This is a genomic window from Cutibacterium sp. KB22876, from assembly GCF_059728865.1.
In genome coordinates this window covers 933,252-956,641 of the sequence record NZ_AP040858.1, presented here as the reverse complement: position 1 = coordinate 956,641, position 23,390 = coordinate 933,252, and the positions used below count along the sequence as shown (strand labels likewise).

25 protein-coding genes and 1 pseudogene are annotated in these 23,390 nt (G+C 63.5%); 8 read left to right on the top strand and 18 right to left on the bottom strand.

Annotation, left to right across the window (positions count from 1 at the left end):
• Positions 1 to 4: 4 nt before the first annotated feature.
• Positions 5 to 478: a PTS sugar transporter subunit IIA gene (locus tag AC6I1W_RS04320; protein WP_117188961.1), complete on the top strand. Its 474-nt coding sequence runs from the start codon at positions 5 to 7 to the stop codon at positions 476 to 478.
• Positions 479 to 482: 4 nt separating this feature from the next.
• Complete coding sequence (locus AC6I1W_RS04315) at positions 483 to 1,376, top strand: PRD domain-containing protein (protein ID WP_493536880.1); 894 nt, start codon at positions 483 to 485, stop codon at positions 1,374 to 1,376.
• An 87-nt stretch (positions 1,377 to 1,463) separates the two neighbouring features.
• On the opposite strand, the gene AC6I1W_RS04310 is transcribed toward AC6I1W_RS04315, so the two are convergent.
• On the bottom strand, positions 1,464 to 2,006 hold the full coding sequence (locus AC6I1W_RS04310; RefSeq protein ID WP_117188965.1) for an FxLYD domain-containing protein: 543 nt from the start codon (positions 2,004 to 2,006) through the stop codon (positions 1,464 to 1,466).
• Between the two features lie 160 nt (positions 2,007 to 2,166).
• On the opposite strand from AC6I1W_RS04310, the gene AC6I1W_RS04305 reads away from it, so the two are divergent.
• Together AC6I1W_RS04305 and AC6I1W_RS04300 are read left to right on the top strand one after the other, a co-directional pair.
• Positions 2,167 to 3,390: a sensor histidine kinase gene (locus AC6I1W_RS04305; protein ID WP_270236809.1), complete on the top strand. Its 1,224-nt coding sequence runs from the start codon at positions 2,167 to 2,169 to the stop codon at positions 3,388 to 3,390.
• A 45-nt stretch (positions 3,391 to 3,435) separates the two neighbouring features.
• Complete coding sequence (locus AC6I1W_RS04300; RefSeq protein ID WP_016666909.1) at positions 3,436 to 4,089, top strand: response regulator; 654 nt, start codon at positions 3,436 to 3,438, stop codon at positions 4,087 to 4,089.
• A 1-nt stretch (position 4,090) separates the two neighbouring features.
• Here AC6I1W_RS04300 and AC6I1W_RS04295 read toward each other — a convergent pair whose 3' ends face one another.
• The 6 genes from AC6I1W_RS04295 to AC6I1W_RS04270 form a co-directional block, all read right to left on the bottom strand.
• Positions 4,091 to 4,993, bottom strand: coding sequence for a rhomboid family intramembrane serine protease (locus AC6I1W_RS04295; protein WP_065674242.1), 903 nt, complete (start codon positions 4,991 to 4,993; stop codon positions 4,091 to 4,093).
• Positions 4,990 to 5,889 (bottom strand): TIGR01777 family oxidoreductase, encoded by a 900-nt coding sequence (locus AC6I1W_RS04290; RefSeq protein ID WP_065674241.1) that lies wholly within the window; start codon positions 5,887 to 5,889, stop codon positions 4,990 to 4,992. Before AC6I1W_RS04290 ends, AC6I1W_RS04295 begins: the two co-directional genes overlap by 4 nt.
• 67 nt (positions 5,890 to 5,956) lie before the next feature.
• Complete coding sequence (locus tag AC6I1W_RS04285) at positions 5,957 to 7,444, bottom strand: DHA2 family efflux MFS transporter permease subunit (protein ID WP_065674240.1); 1,488 nt, start codon at positions 7,442 to 7,444, stop codon at positions 5,957 to 5,959.
• 71 nt (positions 7,445 to 7,515) lie between these two features.
• Positions 7,516 to 8,388 (bottom strand): 5-oxoprolinase subunit C family protein, encoded by an 873-nt coding sequence (locus tag AC6I1W_RS04280; RefSeq protein WP_016666905.1) that lies wholly within the window; start codon positions 8,386 to 8,388, stop codon positions 7,516 to 7,518.
• Positions 8,385 to 9,005: a 5-oxoprolinase subunit B family protein gene (locus AC6I1W_RS04275; RefSeq protein WP_252908273.1), complete on the bottom strand. Its 621-nt coding sequence runs from the start codon at positions 9,003 to 9,005 to the stop codon at positions 8,385 to 8,387. The genes AC6I1W_RS04280 and AC6I1W_RS04275 overlap by 4 nt, the downstream gene beginning before the upstream one ends.
• On the bottom strand, positions 9,002 to 9,772 hold the full coding sequence (locus AC6I1W_RS04270; protein WP_065674237.1) for a LamB/YcsF family protein: 771 nt from the start codon (positions 9,770 to 9,772) through the stop codon (positions 9,002 to 9,004). Before AC6I1W_RS04270 ends, AC6I1W_RS04275 begins: the two co-directional genes overlap by 4 nt.
• A gap of 128 nt (positions 9,773 to 9,900) precedes the next feature.
• Between AC6I1W_RS04270 and AC6I1W_RS04265 the strand changes: the two genes are divergently transcribed.
• From AC6I1W_RS04265 to AC6I1W_RS04255, 3 genes are read left to right on the top strand one after another with little or no spacing between them, the layout of a single operon-like run.
• Positions 9,901 to 10,662 carry a DUF969 domain-containing protein gene (locus AC6I1W_RS04265; RefSeq protein WP_065674236.1) on the top strand — a complete coding sequence of 254 codons (762 nt, stop codon included), beginning with the start codon at positions 9,901 to 9,903 and terminating at the stop codon, positions 10,660 to 10,662.
• A complete protein-coding gene (locus AC6I1W_RS04260; RefSeq protein WP_270236813.1) occupies positions 10,662 to 11,648 on the top strand; it encodes a DUF979 domain-containing protein in 987 nt (328 codons plus the stop codon). The genes AC6I1W_RS04265 and AC6I1W_RS04260 overlap by 1 nt, the downstream gene beginning before the upstream one ends.
• Positions 11,645 to 12,673 (top strand): DUF2891 family protein, encoded by a 1,029-nt coding sequence (locus AC6I1W_RS04255; RefSeq protein ID WP_065674234.1) that lies wholly within the window; start codon positions 11,645 to 11,647, stop codon positions 12,671 to 12,673. Before AC6I1W_RS04260 ends, AC6I1W_RS04255 begins: the two co-directional genes overlap by 4 nt.
• Before the next feature lie 66 nt (positions 12,674 to 12,739).
• On the opposite strand, the gene AC6I1W_RS04250 is transcribed toward AC6I1W_RS04255, so the two are convergent.
• Both AC6I1W_RS04250 and AC6I1W_RS04245 read right to left on the bottom strand, forming a co-directional pair.
• Complete coding sequence (locus AC6I1W_RS04250) at positions 12,740 to 15,271, bottom strand: ATP-dependent Clp protease ATP-binding subunit (protein WP_065674233.1); 2,532 nt, start codon at positions 15,269 to 15,271, stop codon at positions 12,740 to 12,742.
• A 260-nt stretch (positions 15,272 to 15,531) separates the two neighbouring features.
• On the bottom strand, positions 15,532 to 15,849 hold the full coding sequence (locus AC6I1W_RS04245) for a histone-like nucleoid-structuring protein Lsr2 (RefSeq protein ID WP_004810449.1): 318 nt from the start codon (positions 15,847 to 15,849) through the stop codon (positions 15,532 to 15,534).
• A gap of 200 nt (positions 15,850 to 16,049) precedes the next feature.
• Here AC6I1W_RS04245 and AC6I1W_RS04240 point away from each other — a divergent pair, with 200 nt between their 5' ends.
• Positions 16,050 to 17,168 (top strand): NADH-quinone oxidoreductase subunit D-related protein, encoded by a 1,119-nt coding sequence (locus tag AC6I1W_RS04240; RefSeq protein WP_270236880.1) that lies wholly within the window; start codon positions 16,050 to 16,052, stop codon positions 17,166 to 17,168.
• A gap of 93 nt (positions 17,169 to 17,261) precedes the next feature.
• On the opposite strand, the gene AC6I1W_RS04235 is transcribed toward AC6I1W_RS04240, so the two are convergent.
• From AC6I1W_RS04235 to AC6I1W_RS04195, 9 genes and pseudogenes are all read right to left on the bottom strand, one after another.
• Positions 17,262 to 17,939, bottom strand: a complete 678-nt coding sequence (locus AC6I1W_RS04235; RefSeq protein ID WP_065674232.1) for a cell division topological specificity factor MinE — start codon at positions 17,937 to 17,939, stop codon at positions 17,262 to 17,264.
• Positions 17,940 to 18,023: 84 nt separating this feature from the next.
• Positions 18,024 to 18,563, bottom strand: a complete 540-nt coding sequence (locus tag AC6I1W_RS04230; RefSeq protein ID WP_270236817.1) for a DUF3180 domain-containing protein — start codon at positions 18,561 to 18,563, stop codon at positions 18,024 to 18,026.
• Positions 18,560 to 19,117: a 2-amino-4-hydroxy-6-hydroxymethyldihydropteridine diphosphokinase gene (gene folK, locus AC6I1W_RS04225; protein ID WP_270236819.1), complete on the bottom strand. Its 558-nt coding sequence runs from the start codon at positions 19,115 to 19,117 to the stop codon at positions 18,560 to 18,562. Before folK ends, AC6I1W_RS04230 begins: the two co-directional genes overlap by 4 nt.
• The gene (gene folB, locus AC6I1W_RS04220) at positions 19,114 to 19,476 is read right to left on the bottom strand and encodes a dihydroneopterin aldolase (RefSeq protein WP_016666893.1); all 363 of its coding nucleotides are present in this window, start codon (positions 19,474 to 19,476) and stop codon (positions 19,114 to 19,116) included. Before folB ends, folK begins: the two co-directional genes overlap by 4 nt.
• Positions 19,477 to 19,563: 87 nt before the next feature.
• Positions 19,564 to 20,412 carry a dihydropteroate synthase gene (gene folP / locus AC6I1W_RS04215; protein WP_270236821.1) on the bottom strand — a complete coding sequence of 283 codons (849 nt, stop codon included), beginning with the start codon at positions 20,410 to 20,412 and terminating at the stop codon, positions 19,564 to 19,566.
• Between the two features lie 37 nt (positions 20,413 to 20,449).
• Entirely contained in the window at positions 20,450 to 20,920 is a 471-nt protein-coding gene (locus AC6I1W_RS04210) for a hypothetical protein (RefSeq protein ID WP_117189779.1), read from the bottom strand.
• Positions 20,921 to 21,072: 152 nt separating this feature from the next.
• Positions 21,073 to 22,191: pseudogene (locus AC6I1W_RS04205) on the bottom strand (OmpA family protein).
• A 269-nt stretch (positions 22,192 to 22,460) separates the two neighbouring features.
• Positions 22,461 to 23,036 carry a GTP cyclohydrolase I FolE gene (gene folE / locus AC6I1W_RS04200; protein ID WP_069101968.1) on the bottom strand — a complete coding sequence of 192 codons (576 nt, stop codon included), beginning with the start codon at positions 23,034 to 23,036 and terminating at the stop codon, positions 22,461 to 22,463.
• A 45-nt stretch (positions 23,037 to 23,081) separates the two neighbouring features.
• Complete coding sequence (locus AC6I1W_RS04195) at positions 23,082 to 23,315, bottom strand: hypothetical protein (protein WP_284950705.1); 234 nt, start codon at positions 23,313 to 23,315, stop codon at positions 23,082 to 23,084.
• Positions 23,316 to 23,390: the final 75 nt, after the last annotated feature.

The following is a 23,390-nucleotide window of genomic DNA, read 5'->3' as shown; positions in this document are numbered from 1 at the left end:
CAACATGTCCCTCTTCCACAAGCGCCACAAGGACGAAACCCTGAAGGTCGCAGTGCCCGTCTCGGGAACCATTCTGGACATCACGGACGTTCCAGACCCAGTCTTCGCCGGCCAGCACATGGGCCCCGGGTTCGCGGTTGACCCGACCTCGGGAGAGTTCACCTCTCCCATCGACGGCGAGGTCACGCTGGTGGCCCCGACTCTGCACGCCGTCGGTCTCAAAGCCGACAATGGCGCCGAGGTCCTCGTCCACATCGGCATCGACACCGTCGAGCTCAAGGGTGAGGGGTTCACCGCCCATGTCAAGGAAGGTGATGCCGTCACCGCTGGCGCCCCGCTCCTGACCGTCGACCTTGACGCCGTCAAGCCGCGGGTGCCGTCAATGGTCTCTCCGGTGGTCATCACGAATGGGTCCGACTTCACCGTCTCCGAGCGCAGCGACGATCCGGCGGCGGTGCTGACCATCACCACAGGATGACGCAGTGTCTCCCCTGGAACACTCCCTGACCGAGCTCGGTCCCGAGCAGGTCGTCGTCAAGAAGGTTTACAACAACAATGTTCTTCTCGGCATCGACCGCTCCGGCACGGAGATGGTCGTCAACGCCCGCGGTATCGGCTTCGGTCGGCACCGCGGGGAGGTCGTCGACGCCTCGTCGGCCCAGCGATACCTGGCGGAGGGCACCTACCGAACGGCTGCGATCGCCTCACTCCTATCCAACGCCACTCACACCCAGGTGCGGGTGGCGCAGGCGATCGTCGAGCTGGCTCAGGAGGAACTGGGGATCCCGAACGCCCAACGCATGATGCTGCCGGTGCTCGATCACCTCGTCGCGGCAGTACACCGAGCAGAGCAGGGAAGCGTCATCGACTTTCCCCTGACTTGGGAGGTTCAGCAGCTGTACCCCGACGAGGCGCGCCTGGGTCACCGGGCCGTCGAGATCGTCGACGGTGCTCTCGGCATCCATCTGCAACCCGAGGAATGGGCGGCGTTCGCGCTGCACTTCATCAACCACCAGTGGGATGGCAAGAGTGTGTCGCGCACCGTGACGATGACTCAAGCGATCTCCGAGGTCTTCACCGAACTCGAGAATCTCTGGCAGGTCCAGATTGACCGGTCCTCCATGAGCGCATCACGGTTCGTCACGCATCTTCGTTACCTATTCGCGCGAGCCGCAGACAACAAGCAGCTCTCCCACATCGACCTGGACATCATGGGTCTCATGTCGGATCACTACCCGGAGGCCACCTCGGCGGCTCTTACGGTGGCCGAGCACATCTCGACGGCGATCGGCGACGACCTGACGAAAGCCGAGGTCAACTACATCGCACTGCACACCACACGCCTTTACGGCGAGGTGACGGTTGTGGATGGTTGACCTCTGGCCAGTGTCATTGTGGATCTGGCGGAATGGCGGTGGCGGCCTCTCTTGCGAGAGGCCGCCACCGGCACCACGAGGACGGGATCAGAATCCCGACAGGTCCTTGAACTTGACCTTTGCGACGTCGTCGGTGTCGCACAAGGCCTTGAACTTCCACTTTCCGTTGGCGTCGATACTCTCCGTCGAATCCGTGCAGGTTCCGACGTTGGCCCCCGAGTCGTCATAGGCGTTGAAGGTAATCATCACGGCGACCTTCACAGGCTTGTCTGAATTGTTCGTAACTGTGCCCTTCACCATTGGGGAGAAGTCATCAGTCGTGAACTTGTAGTCCTTCTCCAGGACGAGACGTTCGGTCGGCCTCGCATCCTCGGCAGGCTCCTCCTCGGCCTTCTTCTCGTCCGCCTTCTTCGCTGCCTTGTCGGTCGACTTGGCTTCACTGGACGCGGCGGTATCCGTCTTGGCATCGGAACCGTCGTCACCGCCGCCCATCGCGCCAAAGGCGAGCAAGAGAGCGACGATGACGAGCAGCCAGAACCACACGCGCTTGTAGATCGGCTTCTTCGGCTTGGGCTGTGGGGCCTGCGGTGGCTGGGGTTGAGACTGGTTCGGCCAATTGGTGTCGGTCACGATCACTCCTGAGGTGTTTTCGATTGATGCATCAAGTCCACCGCCGCAGGCCCCGTCCCCACATCACCCGGACGGCCAGGACCGCCTCTGTCGATCGGCCCCATCGCCTCTCCCGAACGGCGGTGCCACGAGTAGAGCCCAACTCCGTAACATAGCTGCCGTGTTCAAATTCCAGAAGGTCGGCCGCGACAGCCGTCCAGCGGTATGGCGGACCATTCTTCTGGCCCTGATCAGTGCCTTTGGTGGCCTGATCTGCATCGTGTTCTCACCGGCAGGGTTTCGGGCTGGGACTCCGGCGGGAACCGACATTGACGCCGCAGTGGTCATCGTTGCGCTGATCCTGGACATCGCCCTGGCAACGGCCTTGGTCTGGCGTCACCGCATCCCCTTCGGATTGACGATCGCTGCTGCGCTCGGCGCCGTGATCCTGCCCATTGGGACGGTACCTGCTCTCATTGCCCTGGCAGCCCTGCTCGGCCGACGGCGTGGTCCCGCGACATGGTGGTGCACCGCTCTGGTCGCTGTGACAACCGTCATCGACGTCATTGTTGACGGTCGAGCCCAACCCATCGGGGCGTCAGTGACGGCGTCGATATTTCAGGCGAACAACTCACTGGAGGCCCGCAACACAACTTCTATCCTGACGGCCCTTCTTGGTGCAGCGACGTTTCTCATCATCGGGATAGGTGCTGGGCTCATCCGCCGTTCGCGTCGTGAAGTCATCGTCACGGGCCGGGACTTGTCTGCAGCTCACCAACGCGTGGCCCGGCTCGATGATGAGGTTTCACGCCGTCAAGAGCGGGAAAAGATTGCCCAAGAAGTTCACGACTCACTGGGGCATTCGCTGTCCCTCATCTCACTGCAGGCCGCATCTTTGGAGACCAAGCTTGACGGCACTGACCACGTGGAGAGCGCCAAGACGCTGCGCGAATCGGCGGGCAAGGCGATGTCTGAGCTGAGGTCCTTGCTCTCCGAGCCCATGACGCCGGCGCCGGATCTTCCGTTGTCAAAACTCGCCGAGGTCGTCGAGGACACTTTTGGCGCCGGTCAGCCGATCACGGCATCAATTTACGTTTCCGAGGGAGACTCTGCTGATCCTGCCCTCTCTCGGGCTGTGTACCGGACCGTCCAGGAGCTGCTGACAAACACCGCCAACCACGCGCCAGGAACGACTGCCGCTCTCAAGGTGCACGCTTCACCGGCCGACGGAGTCCGCATCGAATGCTCGAACCCGATCGTAGAAGGCGGGCGCGGCGAAGGCTCTGGACGTGGACTCTCTGGCATCAGTGAACGGGTCAAGTTGCTCGACGGCACCGTGTGTCGAACTGAGGAAAACGGGATGTTTTCAGTCACCGTTACGATCCCGTGGCGCAACGCTTCTTGACCCTGCGACGCCTGACGTGGGAGTTCCTGCAATACCATGCATTGAGTGGTTACCGTTCTCCTCGCCGATGACGATCCGTTGGCACGCAGTGCTGTGTCGACAATCGTCGGCCATGACGACGCCATCACGATCCTGGGGCAAGCGGGAGACGGCCGGGACGCCATCCGCATGGCACGTGAATTACGACCAGATGTCGTCCTCATGGATCTGCGTATGCCCGGAATGGACGGCGTGACGGCCACGGCAACACTCCGCGCCGATCCGCAGCCTCCTCAGATTGTTGTCCTGACGACCTGGGATGTCGACAATGCCGTCATGTCGTCGATCAATGCCGGAGCCTCAGGATTCCTTCTCAAGTCCGCCTCTCCACAGGAGATCACCACGGCCATCAAGGCTGCTGCCGCGGGAGACGCTGTTCTGTCAGCGCGCAGCACCAAGCAACTTCTCGACACCGTGCGCACCGATCCGTCCCGTCGCCGGCGTCGTGCGGCCGCCAAACAGCTCTCCCAACTGACCGACCGGGAGCGCGACATCGCCATTGAAGCGGCCAGAGGGTTGTCGAACGCTGAGATCGGCGAACGCCTCTATCTGGCTGCAGGCACCGTCAAGTCCCACTTGGCAAACATCCAAACCAAACTTGACATGTCGAACAGGGTCCAAATAGCCGTCCTCGTAGAGCGAGCCGGCCTACTCGATTAGCTCAAAACACGTAGTACTTCAGCAGTACCAGGATGACGAGCACACCCAGAAGCATTGCCATCCTCGGCCACGTCTGCGGGGACTTACCGGCCTGAATGCGCTTGGGGTCCTCGAAGAAGATGACTCCGCACGCCAGCCCGACGACGAATCCGCCCAGGTGGGCCTGCCATGCGATCCCGGAGATGAACAACAGCAGTGCCGCGTTGATGGCCAGCACGATCCACAGGTCTCGGGTCGACGCCCCGAGCCTGCGCTGCACGATGAGCAGCACTCCGAACAGGCCGAAAATCGCGCCGGATGCGCCGACGACGCCGTCATTCATGTTCGGCAGGAACCTCCCGTCACCATGTGGGGAGGCCATCAGGCAGAACAACACTCCCCCGCCCAGACCGGACATCAGGTAGGCGGCGAGAAACCGGGCTCGTCCCAGGAAGGGCTCCAGCGACCGCCCCAAGGCCCACAGGGCGTACATGTTGAAGCCGATGTGGAGGATGCTCAGCGCGTGCCCGAACATCGATGTGACGAATCGCCAGGGCTCGTGGAACCCCTGGATGGGCGCCAGGACGACGGCGTCGCGGATCTGAGGGCTGACCCACTCCCCGGCCCACACCAGGAAACAGACGCCGATGAGGGTCCACGTCACCACCGGGAGGTCACTGCGTCGTTTCACGCGGGCAACAGGCCTGGGAGCTGCCTGCTGGTACGACGCCGAGGGCGCTTCCCACGAGGGATCGACCTCCGCCGAGCGATACGGCTCGGACTCCGGTCTCGACGTCCTTTCTGCCTGCCCGGAATCTGGCTGCGAAGGTGCCCAGGAGGACTCGTCATGTTTCGGCTCGTCCGCCCATGAACCCCACTCGTCTGGGCGGGAAAAATTGTCGGGACGTTGGTTGTTATGGCTCATCGGCGTCCTGCAAGTGCTGAGGTGATTGACTCGGTGATTGAGGTGTCGCGGAACTCGAATCCGTGATCAAGGAGTTTGGCGGGCTTGACCCTCTGTCCGGAGCACAGCGCCTCATCGACGAGCTGGGACCCGAAGATCATCTTCGCCGCCGGGGTCGGGAAAGGCAGCACTGACGGCCGGTGCATCGCCTTGGCCAGGGTTTTCGTGAACTCGGCATTGGTGCATGGATTCGGTCCGACGAGGTTGACCGGTCCACTGATGGAATCGTCAGTGAGGATCCGCACCATGGCCGACACATGGTCATGAAGGCTGATCCACGACATGTACTGGCTGCCGTCACCGATCTTGCCGCCCAATCCGAGCCGGAAGAGTGGGCGCTCCTTGCCGAGGATGCCGCCGAACGAGCTCATGACGTGACCGGTACGCAGGGTTGCCACGCGCACTCCTTCGGGAGCGGAATTCGCGGCCGCTTCCCACCGCTGGCAGACCTCGGCCAGGAATCCTTCGCCAGCGGGGTCATCCTCGTCGAGCCATTCATCGCCACGAGGGCCGTAATAGCCAACGGCCGATCCGTTGATGAAAATCCGGCAGCGTGGCGAGGATGCCAGGGCTCGCACGATGAGACGAGTGGAGTCGATGCGTGAGGCCAAGATGCGGGTCTTGCGTTCATCGGTCCAGCGTCCCCCGGCGATGGGAGCTCCAGCCAGATTCACCACAGCGTCGACGTCGTCGAGGAATGGCGGGGCGATGGACAAGGTGTCGAGGTCCCACCTGCGGTCGGAGGGTTGGATGGGTTCGTGACGAGTCAGTGTGACGACGTCGTGGCCTTCCTTGCGCAGCCGCTGAACCAGCGCTGTGCCGATGAGACCGGCAAACCCTCCGATGGCAATCTTCATGTGGTCATCCTACGGGGCGGGCGAAAGGCACCCCGGCGACGTCCACCTGCCTCACACAGGATTGTCGTCAGGAATTGTGCTGAGATGAACGCTGGAAGTTCGCGAAGAAGGCACAGACGATGACGCAGATCATGCCGGCGATGATGGTGATGAACATCGACTCGCCGAGCCCTCGCCCCAGGTCATGGCGGGCCATGATTCGGGCGTCCATCATCATGGCAATGAGGGCCGAGCCAAGGGCCGAACCGACCTGACGAGTCGTATTGAAGACTCCTGAACCGGCTCCGGCGTCAGCCTGACCGAGATCGTCAGTGCCCACCAGCGAGATCGGGCTCCACATCATGGCCGAACCGATACCGGCGACGACCGACAGCAGCAGGAAGACCCACACCCCAGTTGACGGCACCATGAACAGCCACCATCCAATCGAGGCAATCACGTAGAGAGCCACGCCGATGGTGGCCATTCGCCCCGACGAGCGGCGCTGGAGCACCCGTCCAACCACCGGAGACAGCGCACCGGAGAAGACGGCGGTGGGGATGAGCAGCAGGGCGGCGATCGTCGGGGACTTGCCACGCACGTTCTGCAGGTACACAGTGGTCGGCATGAAGTAGGCAGTCACGAGCATGCCGACCAGGAAGATCGCGATATTGGCGAGGGTGAAGTTGCGCTTGGTGAACAGACGCAGCGGAACCAGTGGTTCGAAGTCGCTGGCGTGAGCATGCAGATGGGCCTGCGCCCATTCGGTCTGGGAGACCACGAAGAGCACCATGAAAACCACGCCGAGGATGACGAGCAAGGGTACGGAAATGATGCCGGTAATCGTCCCCCAGTTGTACTGCTCACCCTCCTGAATACCGAAGACGAGCAGGGTCATGCCGATACCCGACAGGATGACGCCCAACCAGTCGAAGGCGTGACCATGAGTCTCCAGGGCGGGGACGTTCCGGATGGCCAGCCACAGCCCGATGATGGTGACCGGGACGTTGACGAAGAAGATCCACTCCCATCCCAGGGTGTCGACGAGAATGCCGCCGAGGACCGGGCCGACGAAGCTGGCCACACCTGCCGTGGCTCCCCACAGGCCCATGGCGGCGCCGCGCTTTTCCGGTGGGAAGAGTCGGGTGATCATCGACAGGGACTGCGGGGTCATGAGGGCAGCACCGATTCCCTGAACCGCACGAGCGGCGATGAGAGCCTCGATCGTCGGGGAGAGACCACAAGCCAGCGAGGAAACTCCGAAGACGAGCATGCCAATGAGGTACATGCGACGCGGGCCCCACCGGTCGCCCATACGTCCGGTGATCAGCAGCGGGACGGCGTAGGTGAGCAGATAGACACTGGTGATCCACACGCCGTGGTTGAGATTGGCGTTGAGGGCGCGGATGGTCGCTGGCAGTGCGGTCGTGACGATAGACGTGTCAACGAGGATCATGAAGAAGCCCACGAGGAGGGCCCACAGAGCGCTCCATGCCTGCTTCTCGGTGACGACATTTCCATCCCGGTCCCGGGCAAGGCGATCGACGTCCACGACTGGCGATTGCTCGGACGACAAGAGGTCTCCTAGGGGGCGAAGAGGTTAGGGCAAGGGCCGATGATACCCCGGCGGATTACCCCGGGAACGTGTCATCGCCACGGCTGCGATGACATCCGAAACCTCACGACGACCCCGGCTCGAGCCTGGGCAAGACGGTCTGCGTCGTCGGGGTCGACAACCCCGATGACTGGGTACCCACCGGTCGTCGGATGATCCGGGCCGAAGACCAGGGGCACACCCGAGGTGGGCACCTGGATCGCTCCTCGCACCACCGGCTCACTCGTCAACTCCCCCGTCACTGCTCGCTCCAGGGACGGCCCTTCCAGCCGCGTCCCGACGCGGTCGCTCGCCTCTCCGACCCGCCATGTCGTCTCCTCGAGCGCGCGTCGGCCAGCGTCAGTGAACCAGTCGTCGCGCGGGCCCCATACGCCGTGGAGGATGAGTTCTTGTGGCGCGGGACCGACGTTGACAGGCTTCGTAGTGATGACGCCGGCTGGCCCATCCCCAACGGTGACGACGTCTCCCGTCTTGAGCGGGGCTGGTCCCATCCCTCGGGTCGGGTCGGCCGAGACGCTGGCGAAGGTCGGCGTCGCACTGATGCCTCCGGTGACGGACAGATAACTCCGTAATCCCGTTTCCGGCGCACCGACCGTCAGCGTCTGACCATCGGCGACGAGGAATCCACGGCCATTGGGACGTGGTGATCCATCCAGATCAATCTCGACGTCTGCCCCTGTCGCAGCAACAAGAACAGGCTCTCCGATGCACGTCAGACGCACTGGACCGAGCAGAACTTCCAGGCACCCGAGACCGGCTGCGTTACCGACGAGACGAGCTCCCTCCCGATAGGCGCGACGATCCCACGCCCCGCAGCCACTGATCCCCAGATCGGCCCATCCTCGACGTCCAGCATCCTCGACGAGGGTTCTGGGCCCGGCCATCTCCACGACGAAGTGAGTCATGAGGTCACCGCCTCGAACTTGATGACGGCACCCGGCAACAGCAGGGCCGGCGGGTCAGCGTTCTCGTCCCACAGCGTCATCTCCGTCGTCCCGATGATCTGCCAACCGCCCGGTGACGCTTGCGGATAAGCCCCGGTGAATCCGTCGGCCAGGGCGATACTGCCCGGTGGGATCCGGGTTCGGGGGCTGGAGCGACGTGGAATCCGGTAGGGCCAGTCCACCCCGGACATATACCCGAACCCAGGCATGAATCCCGCGAACTCCACCGTCCACAGCTGGTCGCTGTGGTGCTTCACCAGCTCGTCGGTCGTCATGTCGAGCAGATCTGCCACGTCCGACATATCGAGTCCGTCGTAACGCACGGGCACTGGGAGGGGCTCCCGCGATCCCTCCTCGACAGCGTCCAATCCCCCGGCGAGCAGGTCTTGGACATGGGCGACGGCTCCCGGCAACAGGTCAGCGGACTCCACCTGGACGAGCACCGTCGTCTGGGCCGGTACGAGATCCACCGTCCCTTCAGCCGGGTGGTCGCTCAGGGCGCGATGCAGACGCCGCCGCTGACCGGCGTCGTCCAGTTCGACGAGAACCGCCGTCCGCCCGGCCGGCAGCAGTCTCATGCGACAGCCCGCAGCTCGACACCGGCAGCAGCAAGACAATCGCGCACCGCCGTGGCCATCGCGACAGCCCCCGGGGTGTCACCGTGGACGCACACCGAATCGGCCTGGATACTCACCTCGGTGCCATCGATGGCGGTCACCGCTCCCTGGGTCACGAGCTTGACGACCCGCTCGGCGACCTCGTCGGGGTCGTGCAACACCGATCCCTCCTGGCTACGCGACACCAGGGTGCCGTCCGGGTTGTAGGCGCGATCAGCAAAGGCCTCACGCAGGGTTCGCACCCCCTGCTGCTCGGCAAGGTCGAGGACGAGGGCGCCGGGCAGACCGAGGATGGCCACGTCAGAATCCGTGGCGGAATTGACGGCGACGATCGCCTCGACGACAGCTCTGGCCTGCGCCTCGTGGTGGACGATCGTGTTGTACAAGGCGCCATGAGGCTTGACGTAGCGCACCGACGCGCCGTGAACCGCGGCAACCCCGCGCAGCGCCGACAACTGGTAGATGACCTCGTCCCGCAACCGTCCGGGGTCGACGTCGATGAAATTGCGACCGAACCCGGCGAGGTCCCGGTAGGCGACATGGGCTCCCACGCACACCCCGTGTTCTGCGGCGGCCTCACAAGTCCGCCCCATGACGACGGCGTCGCCGGCATGGAACCCGCAGGCCACGTTTGCCGAGGTGACGATTCCCAGCAGAGACTCGTCGTCACCCATCTTCCACGACCCGAAGGACTCCCCCATGTCTGCATTGAGATCAACAGTTGTCATGACCCAAGATTGCCGCAATCTGCCTGGCCGTCGTGACAGATCTGGCAATGGAGACGTGACATACTCCCGACACGCTCTCTAGAGTGACGCGACAAAATCCCCAGAAACACCCAGGAGAGGAGCGAACCATGTGGGTTCTGCTTGCCGTGGCGATCGTCGTCGTCGGCTTCGCGCTGCGGCTCAACGCCATGCTCGTGGTCGCAGTCGCCGGTGTCGCTGCCGGCCTCATTGCCGGCATGTCGCCGGTCAAGATCATTGAGACCTTCGGCACCGGATTTGCCAGTTCTCGATCCGTGACGGTCTTCATCGTCGTCCTGCCCGTCATCGGATTGCTCGAGCGCCACGGCCTCATGCAGCAGGCCGGCCGTCTGATGTCGAAGATGAAGTCCATGACGGCCGGGAAGCTCCTCACCGTCTACCTCGCCGTTCGCCAGATCACCGCTGCAGTGGGGCTGTCGTCCATCGGTGGACCAGCCCAGGCGGTGCGCCCGCTCGTCGTGCCGATGGCTGAGGCCGCCGCGCGACGCAACCACCCTCGTTACACCCGCAAGATGCGTGAGAAGCTGCGCTCCTACGCCTCCTCGGCGGACACCATCGGGCTGTTCTTCGGTGAGGATGTCTTCATCGCCATCGGGTCGATCCTGCTCATCACCGGCTTCGTCGATGCCACCTACAACCTCAAGCTCGAAGCCCTCCAGATCGCCCTGTGGGCCATCCCGACGGCTATCTGCGCCTTCCTCATCCATGCCCCACGGATGTGGCTGCTGGATCGCAAGCTCGCCAAGATGGCCGCCGAGGGAGGGGATGACGTCGGCGTCGACACCACTCCTGAGCCTGGCCACACCGTCAGTCTGCCTTCGGGCGGCAATCCTGAGCAGGGGGTCCGCTAATGATCAAGGTGGAATGGTTCTACTGGCTGTGCGGAATTCTCTTCCTCATCATCGCCGTCGTCCGGATGCGCGATCGCGATGACAGGAAGCGGTTCGGATCAGCAGCCTTCTGGGCGATCCTGGCCTTCTGCTTCGGCTACGGCACCTTCGTCGTCGACAAGACGGCACCGGCACTCGTGGAGGGCGTCGCTGTCCTCCTCCTGGTAGTACTGGCGACATGCGGCTTCCCGGGCCGCGGCTCCAACGAGACCACTACTGACGCCGAGCGGGAGGAGCTCTCCGAGAGGTTCGGCAACAAACTGTTCGTGCCCGCCCTCATCATTCCGATCGTCGCCGCGATCTTCGCGGTGGCCGGCATGCGTGACCTGTCCTTCGGCGGAAATCCGGTGTTGGAAACCGGCATGGCGACCATCATCGGTCTTGGAGCTGCTTCGCTGATCTCCCTCGTCGTCGCCATGATCATGTTCAAGGTGCGCTCCCCCATGGTGCCCTTCAAGGAAGGCGACCGGCTGCTCGGCCACATCGGTTGGGCGGCGATCCTGCCCCAGTTCCTGGCGACCCTGGGCACCCTGTTCAATAATGCCGGCGTCGGTGACGCAGTGGGACGCATCACGTCGTGGATCCTGCCGTCCGGAAGTCTCTTCGCAGCGGTCTGTGTTTACTGCATCGGCATGGCCTTGTTCACCCTCGTCATGGGCAACGCCTTCGCGGCCTTCCCGGTGATGACGGCTGCCGTCGGGTGGCCGCTACTCATCCAGCACTTCGACGGCAATATGGCTGCCATCTTCGCGATGGGTATGTTGGCCGGATTCTGCGGCACCTTGTGCACCCCGATGGCCGCGAACTTCAATCTGGTCCCGGCAGCTTTGCTTGAGCTTGATGACAGTTATGGTCCTATCAAGGCGCAGATCCCCACCGCTGTTCCACTGCTGTTCTGCAACATTCTCATCATGTATCTGTGCTGCTTCCCAGGAGGTTTGCTGTGAGCGTTGACGATTACGCCCAAGGATGGGCCACGACGATCATTGACGGCCTGAATCGGCCCTTCCCATGGGGTTCAGCCCACCAGTCCCAAGGGCCGGACGACGTCGACGTCACGCCATGGCGTCTCCATCCGTGTTTTCATGGGTGTCTGGACTGGCATTCCTCGGCACACATGCAGTGGTCGGCCCTCACCTTGCTCGAGCACGCAAACCAGACGATCGATTGCGCAACCATTGACGAGCTGGTTGGCCTTCTCAATGCGCGTCTGACCAATGAGAATGCCCAGGTGGAGGCGGAGTACCTGCGGGTTCATCGCGGGTACGAGCGTCCCTATGGCTGGGGATGGGCGGCACTGTTGTCCGCCAAGTGTTCAGCGCTGGCCACCATGGCGAGCAATTCGCCGGAGTGGGCGTCCGCGACTCGGATCGTCGGACGCCAGATCTTCGACAACCTGCTGGCATGGCTGCCGACGATGACCTTCCCCGTCCGCACCGGAACCCACGACAACACCGCTTTCGGTATTGGCCTGTGCCTCGATGCCGCCCAGGCCCTGGGACGTAGCGACGTCGTCGATGCCATTGTCAAGCACTCCCACCGTTTCTTCGACGCCGACACCGACTACCCGTCGTCCTGGGAGCCCAGCGGCAATGACTTCTTGTCGGCGGCGTTGAGCGAAGCCCACCTCATGGCGCGGGTCTACCGGGCCGAAGGTCGCTCCGATGAGTTTGGCACCTGGCTGCATGCCTTCCTACCGCATCTGGGACAGGCTGACGACAACCTGTTGGACGTCGCCGAGGTGACCGACGGCACCGACGGCAAGCTCGCCCACCTGTATGGGCTGAGCCTGTCGCGGGCCTGGCAGCTGCGGGTGCTGACACCATGGCTCGACGACGACGCTCGTCGCCGCATCGAGGTGGCCACTAATCGTCAGATCAGCGAGGTGGCCTCCCAAATCACTGACGGCGACTTCATGTCCACCCACTGGCTGGTGTCCTTCGCCCTCCAGGCGGTACTCGCCAAGCTCTGAGACCCACACACACAACACTGCGGCCCGGCGCATCGAGCGCCGGGCCGCAGTGTTGTGATCGAATGATCAGTCCTGCTGACCGTTGTTGTCCCCTGCCGACGAGGTGAGCTCCTCAGGGACCTCATCCGGAAGCTCGGAGCGCTCCGTGCCCTTGAACACGAACGGCTCCTCGGAACCCTCCGGAGCGGCGTCGACAACCACGATCTGACCGGGCTTGACCTCGCCGAAGAGGATCTTCTCGGCCAGGACGTCCTCAATGTCGCGCTGGATGGTGCGACGCAGTGGACGGGCACCCAGCAGCGGGTCGAAGCCACGCTTGGACAGCAGCTCCTTGGCGGCCGGGGTGACCTCGATGCCCATGTCCTTGTCGCCCAGACGCTCCTCCAACTGGTCCACCATGAGGTCGACAATCCGCAGGATGTCAGACTGGGTGAGCTGGTGGAAGACGATGATCTCGTCGAGACGGTTGAGGAACTCGGGGCGGAAGTGTCCCTTGAGCTCCTCGGTGACCTTGGCCTTCATCTTCTCGTAACTGGACTCGGCGTCGTTGGCCTTGGAGAAGCCAAGGTTGACCGACTTGGAGATGTCACGGGTACCGAGGTTGGTCGTCAGCACGATGACGGTGTTCTTGAAGTCCACCACACGACCCTGGGCGTCGGTGAGACGTCCCTCGTCGAGGATCTGCAACAGGGAGTTGAAGATGTCGGGGTGGGCCTTTTCGATCTCGTCGAAGAGGATGACGCTGAATGGCTTGCGGCGCACCTTCTCGGTGAGCTGGCCGCCCTCCTCATAACCGACGAATCCCGGCGGGGAACCGAACATCCGGGATGCGGTGTGCTTCTCGGAGTACTCGCTCATGTCCAGGGTGATGAGGGCATCCTCGTCACCGAAGAGGAACTCGGTGAGCGCCTTGGTGAGCTCGGTCTTGCCGACACCGGACGGGCCGGCGAAAATGAACGAACCAGCCGGACGCTTCGGATCCTTGAGGCCGGCGCGGGTACGACGGATGGAGCGACACAGCGCCTTGACAGCGTCCTCCTGTCCGACGTAACGCTTGCCGATCTCGTCCTCCATGTGAAGCAGTCGCTGGGACTCCTCCTCGGTGAGCTTGAAGACCGGGATGCCGGTGGCTCCGGAGAGCACCTCGGCGATCTCGTCAGGACCGACGACGGCCGGAACCGACTCGTCTCCCTGCTTCCACTCCTCCTCCTTGGCCTCACGCTCGGCGAGTAGCTTCTTCTCGTCGTCGCGCAGCCCGGCAGCACGTTCAAAGTCCTGGGCGTCGATGGCGGCTTCCTTCTCCACGCGCACGTGGGCAATCCGCTCGTCGAACTCGCGCAGGTCCGGCGGGGCCGTCATACGGCGGATGTTCATCCGGGCGCCAGCCTCGTCGATGAGATCAATGGCCTTATCAGGCAGGAAGCGGTCCTGGATGTAACGGGCCGCAAGGTTGGCCGCCGAGGTGATGGCCTCGTCCGTGATGGTGATCTTGTGGTGAGCCTCGTAGCGGTCGCGCAGGCCCTTGAGGATCTCGATGGCCAGCGGGATCGACGGCTCAGCCACCTGGATCGGCTGGAAACGACGCTCCAGGGCGGCATCCTTTTCGATGTACTTGCGGTACTCGTCGAGGGTCGTCGCACCGATGGTCTGCAACTCGCCGCGGGCCAGCATCGGCTTCAGCATGCTGGCGGCGTCGATGGCGCCTTCGGCAGCGCCGGCACCGACGAGGGTGTGGATCTCGTCGATGAACAGGATGATGTCGCCGCGGTTCTTGATCTCCTTGAGGACCTTCTTCATCCTCTCCTCGAAATCGCCGCGGTAACGCGATCCGGCGACCATGGAGCCGAGGTCCAGGGAGTAGATCTTCTTGTCGCGCAGGGTCTCGGGGACATCTCCACGCACAATGGCCTGGGCCAGACCCTCCACGCAGGCGGACTTGCCGACGCCAGGCTCACCAATGAGAACCGGGTTGTTCTTGGTACGGCGGCTCAACACCACCATGACCCGCTCGATCTCCTTCTCACGCCCGATGACCGGGTCGAGCTCGCCGTCACGGGCGGCGTCGGTGAGGTTACGACCGAACTGATCGAGGATCGTCGCCGAGGACTGCTGCGGGCCAGCCTCAGGCGCGCCCGAGGTGGCAGCCTGACGCTCGTCACCCTGGTAGCCCTGCAGCAATTGCAGGACGCTGTTGCGCACTGTGTTGAGGTCAGCGCCAAGGCGGATCAGCACCTGCGCGGCGATGCCTTCTCCCTCACGGATGAGGCCGAGCAGGATGTGCTCGGTACCGATGTAGGAGTGATTCATCTGGAGGGCCTCGCGCAAACTCAGCTCGAGGACCTTCTTGGCGCGCGGGGTGAAGGGGATGTGGCCAGTCGGTGTCGAGGTGCCGTGACCTATGATCTCCTCCACCTGGGCGCGGACTGCCTCCAGGGAAATGTCAAGGGACTCGAGGGCCTTGGCGGCAACGCCCTCGCCCTCACTGATGAGCCCGAGCAGCAGGTGCTCGGTACCGATGTAATTGTGGTTCAGGGCCTTGGCCTCATCCTGGGCCAGGACGACGACCCGGCGGGCCCGATCGGTGAACCGTTCGAACATGAACTCTCCTCGTATGTGGAGCAGATCAACCACCGAAAAACACCGGTGTACGGATCCACTCGCGGTCGCGTGAAACTTTCATGCAACCAACCGACAGCACTGGACCGCCGGCCTGTGTAGTCAGTCTAATAACCGCTGACGACAGATCTGAGACACCCACTTACGCCGCTGGCACAACCCGGGTGGAACAGCGCGACGCCGGAGCCTTCCTGCTCCGGCGTCGCCACCGACACGCCCTGTCAAGGATCACATGACTGGGATCAGTGAGCGCGATCATAGGCCTCACGAATCTCGTTGGCGACGCGTCCGCGCTCCGAGACCTCGTAACCCTGCTCCTTGGCCCACTGACGAACCTCGTTTGCGGTCGGGCCTCCGGTGGGCCGACGACCACGGGTACGGCGACCACCGGTGCGACGAGCATTGGCGGTCCACCTGGACAGATCATCGCGCAGCTTGGAGGCGTTCTCCGCGGACAGGTCAATCACATAGCTGACACCATCAAGGGCGAAATTGACGGATTCCTCGGCAGGGCTTCCGTCCACATCGTCGACAAGATCAACACGCACACGCTGTGCCATGGTATTCCTTTCAGACTTGCGCCGTAGATACAACTTCGGCTTTTCAACTGACAGTTTATGTTGATGACACAGAAAAACACAAGGCAACTTCTGTTCCTCTTTCATCGAAAGGTTGTCCCGAAGGTGCATCTGGGCGCGTAATGAGGCATCCTTGAAGTGTGTTCAGTTCCACGCGAAAGATCTTGTTCGTCGTCGGAGCGATGATGTTGGCAACCCCTGCAGAAACTTCAGATGGCGAATATGAGGTGATCCGGCTTGATCTCGGGCGGCTGCACCCGACGAGGCCAGGTCTGGTACGTATTGCCACAACTGTCGAGGATGGTCTCATCACCTCGGCACAGGTAAATGCCGGCAACCTTCATCGCGGGGATGAAAAACTCTTCGAGGTTCGTGATTACCGACAGATTCCCATGCTTGCATCACGTCATGACTGGACGTCACCTTTCATCGGTGAGACTGGTGCAGCACATGTCGTCGAAGAGGCGATGGGTATTACTGTGCCGATTCGGGTGACATGGATACGAACGTTGCTCGCAGAGTTCAGCAGAATCACCTCACACCTCACATTTTTGTCATGGGTGGGTCATCACTGTGATGACCCAGACCTCGAGAGTGAGATTGCTTCCACGATTGAAAGATCACGAACGATCTGGCAGTCGTGTTCAGGAAATCGCATTCATCCCATGATCACGCGGATCGGAGGGCTCGAGATCCATCCGGGGCAGGAGTGGTGCCCCGGATTACGGGAATGGCTCGACGAGGCAGACGCCCTCCTCCCCCGGCTGCGCGCCGATCTCGAGGCCGCCGAGGGGATTCGCGAGGTCGCCGTCATTCCCACAGAGATGGTCGACGCCTACGGCCTCTCCGGGCCCGTCTCACGGACGAGCGGCGTCGACATGGACATTCGCAAGGGTTTGCCGGTTTACGACGAGCTGAGCTGGCCTGAGACGGCTGCAGAGCCCCTGGGAGACGCCTACTCCCGGCTGACAGCCCTGTGCGACGACGTGACGGTGTCGTCAAGCCTGTGCCGTCAGGTCCTGGATCGGCTGCCGACTCTCGACGGGCCGCTGGCGACGCGCCTGCCGACGGCCATCAAGGTTCCCCGTGGACGCACCTGGACGGCCATGGAGGCCCCTTGGGGACGAGCCGGGTACCTGCTGGAATCTCGCGGCGGCACGACGCCGTGGAGAATGGCGCTGCGCACTCCCACCTTTGCCAACGTCCAGGCCCTGGAAGCCATTCTGCCCGGTACTCGGACGGACGATGTCGAGGCCGCCATAGCATCCCTGGGATGGACCTTGGGAGATCTGGACAAGTGAGGACGGGGGCACCGCCCACAGCCCCCTCAGACGAACAAGCATGGGGCCCAGCCACATGGCTGGGCCCCACATGAGGTCTTCGGCGGCTGAGTGTCAGGCCTGGCGGCGAGCCACGCGAGTCTCGTCAGACAGACGGGGGAAGGCGACGCGAGAGAGATCAGCGATGGTCGCGTCGTTGCCGCGCTCCCAGATCTCGTCAGCGGTGGGGACGCCCGCGTCGGTGACGGTGCGCAGGGTTCCCAGGCGTCCCGAACGACCGTCAGCCAGCAGGGCGTCAAGCTCAGTCTCCAGCTCGGTGATACGCATCTCGAGGGAGGCGACCTTCTTATTACCGACCGTGACCTTGTACTGCAAAGCAGCCTTGTCGCCACGGAGGGTCGACAACTCGCTCTCGGCGTGATCCAGCTTGGCGCGAGTGTCGGCGAGGGTCTTCGAGATGGAGCCGACACGACGCGAGAAGGTGTCGATCATCTCCATGGACTCAGCATGGTGACGCTTCTCCTGCTCGGATGCAGCGTGACGAAGTTCCTTGATGGTGTCGTAATGCATCTGGCGAATGGCATCGACCTGACGCCACGCCATGAAGACCGAGACCCACGCTCCGACGAGGGCTACGAGCACGCCAGCCCGGACCGCCCAGATGGAGGGAATCAGTCCACACGCAATGGCAACAACCGTTGCCGCGATGAGAATGACGAGCACACCCTTGCGCTCGCCAGTGTCCTTTTCAACCCGTTTGAGATCATGCACGCCGCTCACGCAATCAATCATATCGCGTGAGGCGTCCTCAAGTACAGTCCGTTGGGCCTCGCGTCAAGCACTGAACACTGGCGAGTCGCGATCTTGTGGTCGCTGTCACCTCTTGGAGCGCTCGTCCGGATCCTCCGGGCCCTTCGGCACCTTGCAGGCGTTCTCGAGGAACCACCCGGCCCATGCCATGACCGCGCAGGTGATGGCTGTCACCGCCCCGACGATGGTCCGCTGCCGGGGGTAGGGGATGTTGAGGTGCCAGACGTAGGTGAGGACGTACACGATGCACGCCCCGACGAGAGCAGCACCCGACAAGGTGATGGCCTTTCCCAGTGCCAGTGACACGAGGCCTTGGTTCGCCTCGACCTCTCGCTTGGGGTCGACGACCTTGGCGCGAAAGGCCCTGGCATATCCCCATGTCGCGACGGCGACGACAAGGATGACCACCGGGAGCGACCAGGGCAGGATCGGAACGGTGTTGTCACTGACCTTGTAGATGCTCAGCGTGAACCATCCCAGGGCAGCTCCACACAGAGCTGCCACGATGACGACCTTCCAGTCGGTCGGAGCGAGATTGCCGTGGGGATCATCGCCGCCGTCGGGGCGTCGATCGTCATCCCAGTCCGGTGACAGGCTCCGTGTCATAGATCCTCCTCGTCGCGCCTCTCGTCCCATCCTCTCGCAACGGTGACACCAGCCACGTCAATCTGGCGTGAATACGGCTTGACGGCGTTGGCTACGTCGTCGGCGTCGAAGCGGGCCAGCAGATCGACAACCCGTCCGTACCCGGGCAATTCGGCCTCAGGGTCGGTATCGGACCACGGCACGAGGACGAATGCGCGCTCATGTGCTCGGGGGTGCGGAAGCGTCAATTCGTCAGTAGTGACGGTTTCATCACCGACGCAAATGAGGTCAACGTCGAGGGTACGAGGACCATTTGGGATGGTGCGCTCACGCCCGTGGGCGTCTTCGATGACGTGAGCACGCTCCAACAAGACTGATGGTGGAAGGTCACTGGTTGCGACGACGACCAGATTGAGGAAGTCGTCCTGCTGCACTCCCCCAACAGGGGCAGTGACGTAGACGGGCGAGACGACGACGTCGTGAAGACCGGGGGTTTCGGAGATGAGGCGGACGGCGTCTCGCAGATGAGCAAAGGGGTTTCCCATGTTGGAACCCAGGCTGAATACAGCTTTCACTCGGCATCCTTTCGGCACGTGACGGCCACGTCGTCGAGGGCTACTCCTACCGGGGCGTGCGGCTTGTGGACGGTCACCTGGACATGACGTACTCGCGGACTGATCGCGAGAACGGTGTCGGCAATCCTGCCAGCCAAGGTTTCGATGAGATTCACCGGTTCCCCTGCGAGAACGTTGAGCACCTGCTGTGCGACTGTCGCATAATTGACGGCTTTGGTGATGTCGTCAGAGTCGGTGTCCATGTCGACGTCGAGGGTGACGTCAGCGCTGAAGGGCTGGCCGAGCTCACGCTCGCTGGCGAGGACGCCGTGGTTCGCGTGGGCGCGGATGCCCGTCAGGGTGATCTGTCCATCGGTCATGTCGGAAGGTTACCTGTACACCGCAATTGGGCTTGTCGACGACGTCTGCGAGGAGAGGCACAGCGTCAATCAGCAAGAAGCGCAGGCTCAGGCGAGGAGGCGGGCGACGGTCTCCATGGCGTCGCGGTTGGCACGGACCTCGTGGGTGCGCACACACCAGGCACGATGGAGGGCGAGGTAGGTCGACAGGGCCATCGTGCTGGCATCGCGTTCCAGGGCAGGGCGGTCCTGGCCGTTGTCAGCAAGTAGTTCGCCGAGGAAGCGCTTGCGGCTGACTCCCCACAGCACGCGCAGATCCTTGAAGCCGTCCTGGAAGGCGTCGACGGCGTCGATGAGCTGCCAATTGTGCTCAGTGGTCTTGGAGAAACCGATACCCGGGTCGACGATGATGCGCTCACGGTCGATACCGGCGGCGATGGCGGCGTCAACCTGCTGGGAGGTTTCGCTGATGACGTCGGCGATGACGTCATCGTAGTGGATGAGATCCTGCATGGTGGCCGACTGACCACGCCAGTGCATGAGCACGTAGTCGACTCCGGCGTCGGCGACGACGTCAAGGACGGCCGGATCGGCCTTGCCCCCGGAGACGTCGTTGACGATCGTGGCTCCGGCCTCAACGACGGCCTTGGCGACACAGGCACGCATGGTGTCGACGGAGACGGTGACCCCGTCGGCAACCAAGGCCTTGACGACCGGGAGAACGCGACGCAGTTCCTCGTCCTCGGGGGTGCGCTCGGTGCCAGGGCGAGTGGACTCGCCGCCGACATCAATGATGTCAGCCCCGTGGGCGACGAGGTCGCGGGCGTGCCGGATGGCCACCTCGGGATCGGCCCACATGCCTCCATCGGAGAAGGAGTTGGGGGTGACGTTGACGACTCCCATAACGAGGGTGCGGGCAGGATGCGGATTGGTGTTCACAGGGTCCACGGAGATCATGGGGTGAAGTCTAGGGCGAACTCACAGCTGGCAGTGATCAGCGAGTCACGGGCACATCGGGGGAGGTCTTCGCCGACCCGACCGATATCTTGACCTTCTTCACCGAGTCGGGCAGCGGCGGGTACGCCGCCTGCATGAGGTACACGCCATCGGGACCGATCTCGGGGTCCTCGCTGCCGACAACGAGGGGCGTGTCCTTTCCCGTGCTCAAGGAGTCTACCGAGTACTTCACTCCCCCAGCGGTGTCGACGAGGGACGGGAAGTCCTCCGGATTGGCGACAGCCATCGCATGGTCGATTCCGCTCGAGGTGAGCCAGAAGGTGAGGACGGTGCCCGTGACGCCCGTCTTGACCGAGGCGACGTGCAGTGTCACGGCGACTTTGTAGCGAGGGGGTTGGAACGAGACCTTGACCACTTCCTTGGGGACGGGCCCGCCCGCATCCTTGAGCTTGCCCATCACCTGCTGGGCCGCCACCGACTCATGGAAGGCCACCTCGGCCGAGCTCATGGGGCTCGGCGGGGCGGTGGTGCTCGTCCCGGATGTCGTCGTGGCAGCCACGGTCGGCGTCGGGGTGTGCGTCCCGTCGGACTTGTCGGAGCCCCCGCAGGCGGTCAGGAGCAGGGCCGCGGCGAGGCCGACGGCGACAGCATGAGCTTTCATCATCCCTCCCTGACCGTGATCGTCACGCGACGGTTGAGGCGTCGTCCCGCCTCCGTGTCATTGCTGGCCACCGGGTCGGCCTCGCCCTTGCCGGCGGTCACCAGGGTGACCCCCTTGGGCAGCTGCGGCCCCAGGACCTTGGCCACCGCCGCCGCGCGACGCCGCGAGGGATCGAGGCCGTGCTCGGCGGTACCGAGGTTGTCGGTGTACCCGGTGACCTCGACCCTGCCCGCCGCCTTGCGCGCCACGAGTTCCTTGGCCGCCCGATCGATGACGGCGCGTCTGGCGGGCTTGATGACGTCAGAGTCCTTGCCGAAGAGGACTGAGGAGTCCAGATCGATGTTCGTGGCCTCCTTGGTCACCCGCTCCCGCCGGGCATCGGAGACCTCGCCCGTCGTGAGGATGAGTGGGCTGACGTACGAGGCCACATCGACACCCGAAAGATCGTTCGGGTCCAAGGCAGGCCAGGCTGCCCCCAGCGGCAGGCCGTCGTTCCACTGCCGGGTCGCCGTGTCCTTGTCGATAGTGGGGGTGAGTGCACCATCGTCCACCGGCACGTCATGGAAGATGCGGTTGCCGACCGCGACGTCGGCTCGCTGGACGTCGGACGGCACCGGAGGGGTGCTGAACCAACCGACCACGGAATGCCCGGGCTGAGTCAGGGCCGGCGATCCGTTCCATCACGCGTTCCCGCACATCTTGCAACCCTGGAAGTCGCCGATCGTCCGGTAGAGCTTCCGATTGCGGACGTCAATGATGCCGCCATCGGCGCTGAGGGTCTTGCTGTAGTGCGCCTGGGCGCCCTCGGAACCGACGAAGTACCCCGGGTCGGCGGGCCCCGACGCCGACGCGTCGATCGTCACCGAGTAGTACACGACGGTAGTCTGTTCCAGACGTCGTACGGCGTGCAGCGCCAGGATGACCGAGCCCGGCTTCGCCTTCTGCCTCTTGGCCCGGTCATTGAGGCTCACGGCCACCGCATCAACGATCGGCACCGGTACCGCCGTTTGCCCTGGCGCCGGCGAATTGTTGTCGGCGTGTGCCAGCGCTGTCGCCGACACCACCGCCATGGTGAGTCCGCAGAGGAGCCCAGTTGCCCGGGCCTTCAAGTTACGCACGATTATGACGCTACGGTAGAGGCCAGGTCACGTCCATACCGCACCAGAACGAAAAGCCCTCGCGGGAACAACCGTTGCGGTGATACCCGGCCAACTTCCATCAAATGTCCGCACTACGACGCGAATCGAATCCGATATGCATGTCGACTCACTTGGCCAAAGACGCCCTGTGATCGCCAACAAGAAGGTCCCTGATCTGCTCAGGAAATATCTCGGGCGCCGATAGCGCTTCGGAATTGCCAAAGCGAGCTAGCATCCCCCGCCACACCTCACCTCCCGGTGATCAACCCCATCGCCTCGGCACGGGTGGCGGAGTCACGAAGGATGCCTCGCACAGCCGAGGTCACCGTCCGCGACCCCGGCTTGCGCACGCCGCGCATTGTCATGCACATGTGCTCGCACTCGATGACGACGATCACCCCGCGGGCATGCAGGTACTCGACCATGGCGTCAGCGACCTGGGTCGTGAGCCGCTCTTGGACCTGGGGGCGTCGGGAGTAGACGTCGACGAGTCGGGCGATCTTGCTCAGGCCCGTGACGCGGCCGTCCTTGGCCGGGATGTAGCCAACATGGGCGACGCCGGTGAACGGCAGCAGGTGGTGCTCGCAGCACGACTGCACCTCGATGTCGCGCACGAGGACCAGCTCGTCATGGGAGATGTCGAAGGTCTTGGAGAGGATCTCGGCGGGATCCTGGGCCAGGCCCCGGAAGATCTCGGCGGCGGCCCGAGCGACCCGCTCGGGAGTCTCGCGCAAGCCCTCCCGATCGGGGTCCTCTCCGATCGCCAGAAGGAACTCGCGCACCGCGGCCCGGGCCCGACGCAGGTCGACTGGTAGCTCTGGCATGGACTCACTCACCCGAACGATTCTAGGGCAGCGCCGAGGGCCGCCTCAGGCCGCAGCCGACAGGCTCGACGTCGGCGTCACGTGGTCCCGCGCCCAGGCAATCAACACCTCGACGATGATCTTGGCAGCGGCGTAGAGCACCAGCGCCCCGAGGAATAAGGCCAACGCACCGGCAAAGCTGACGGATCGACCGGAATTGGCTCGCCGGTGCGCCTCGACTCCCGCCGCAAACGTCCATTGGCCAGCGCCGCGGCAATGACGAGCGTGACGTTCTCGCACCAGCCGAGCAAAAGAATGTTGCCACCGGCCAGCCTGGGACGACGGCCCACCGCGTCACACGCAGCAGGCCGTAGC

Coding starts and splice junctions, on each gene's coding strand:
- AC6I1W_RS04240 (WP_270236880.1), top strand. CDS start 16,050: ATGATGTTGGCAACCCCTGCAGAAACTTCAGATGGCGAATATGAGGTG.
- folB (WP_016666893.1), bottom strand. CDS start 19,476: ATGACCGATGGACAGATCACCCTGACGGGCATCCGCGCCCACGCGAAC.
- AC6I1W_RS04245 (WP_004810449.1), bottom strand. CDS start 15,849: ATGGCACAGCGTGTGCGTGTTGATCTTGTCGACGATGTGGACGGAAGC.
- AC6I1W_RS04235 (WP_065674232.1), bottom strand. CDS start 17,939: ATGATTGATTGCGTGAGCGGCGTGCATGATCTCAAACGGGTTGAAAAG.
- AC6I1W_RS04295 (WP_065674242.1), bottom strand. CDS start 4,993: ATGAGCCATAACAACCAACGTCCCGACAATTTTTCCCGCCCAGACGAG.
- AC6I1W_RS04230 (WP_270236817.1), bottom strand. CDS start 18,563: ATGACACGGAGCCTGTCACCGGACTGGGATGACGATCGACGCCCCGAC.
- AC6I1W_RS04265 (WP_065674236.1), top strand. CDS start 9,901: ATGTGGGTTCTGCTTGCCGTGGCGATCGTCGTCGTCGGCTTCGCGCTG.
- AC6I1W_RS04250 (WP_065674233.1), bottom strand. CDS start 15,271: ATGTTCGAACGGTTCACCGATCGGGCCCGCCGGGTCGTCGTCCTGGCC.
- AC6I1W_RS04260 (WP_270236813.1), top strand. CDS start 10,662: ATGATCAAGGTGGAATGGTTCTACTGGCTGTGCGGAATTCTCTTCCTC.
- AC6I1W_RS04210 (WP_117189779.1), bottom strand. CDS start 20,920: ATGAGCTCGGCCGAGGTGGCCTTCCATGAGTCGGTGGCGGCCCAGCAG.
- folE (WP_069101968.1), bottom strand. CDS start 23,036: ATGCCAGAGCTACCAGTCGACCTGCGTCGGGCCCGGGCCGCGGTGCGC.
- AC6I1W_RS04280 (WP_016666905.1), bottom strand. CDS start 8,388: ATGACTCACTTCGTCGTGGAGATGGCCGGGCCCAGAACCCTCGTCGAG.
- AC6I1W_RS04320 (WP_117188961.1), top strand. CDS start 5: ATGTCCCTCTTCCACAAGCGCCACAAGGACGAAACCCTGAAGGTCGCA.
- folP (WP_270236821.1), bottom strand. CDS start 20,412: ATGATCTCCGTGGACCCTGTGAACACCAATCCGCATCCTGCCCGCACC.
- AC6I1W_RS04270 (WP_065674237.1), bottom strand. CDS start 9,772: ATGACAACTGTTGATCTCAATGCAGACATGGGGGAGTCCTTCGGGTCG.
- AC6I1W_RS04290 (WP_065674241.1), bottom strand. CDS start 5,889: ATGAAGATTGCCATCGGAGGGTTTGCCGGTCTCATCGGCACAGCGCTG.
- AC6I1W_RS04275 (WP_252908273.1), bottom strand. CDS start 9,005: ATGAGACTGCTGCCGGCCGGGCGGACGGCGGTTCTCGTCGAACTGGAC.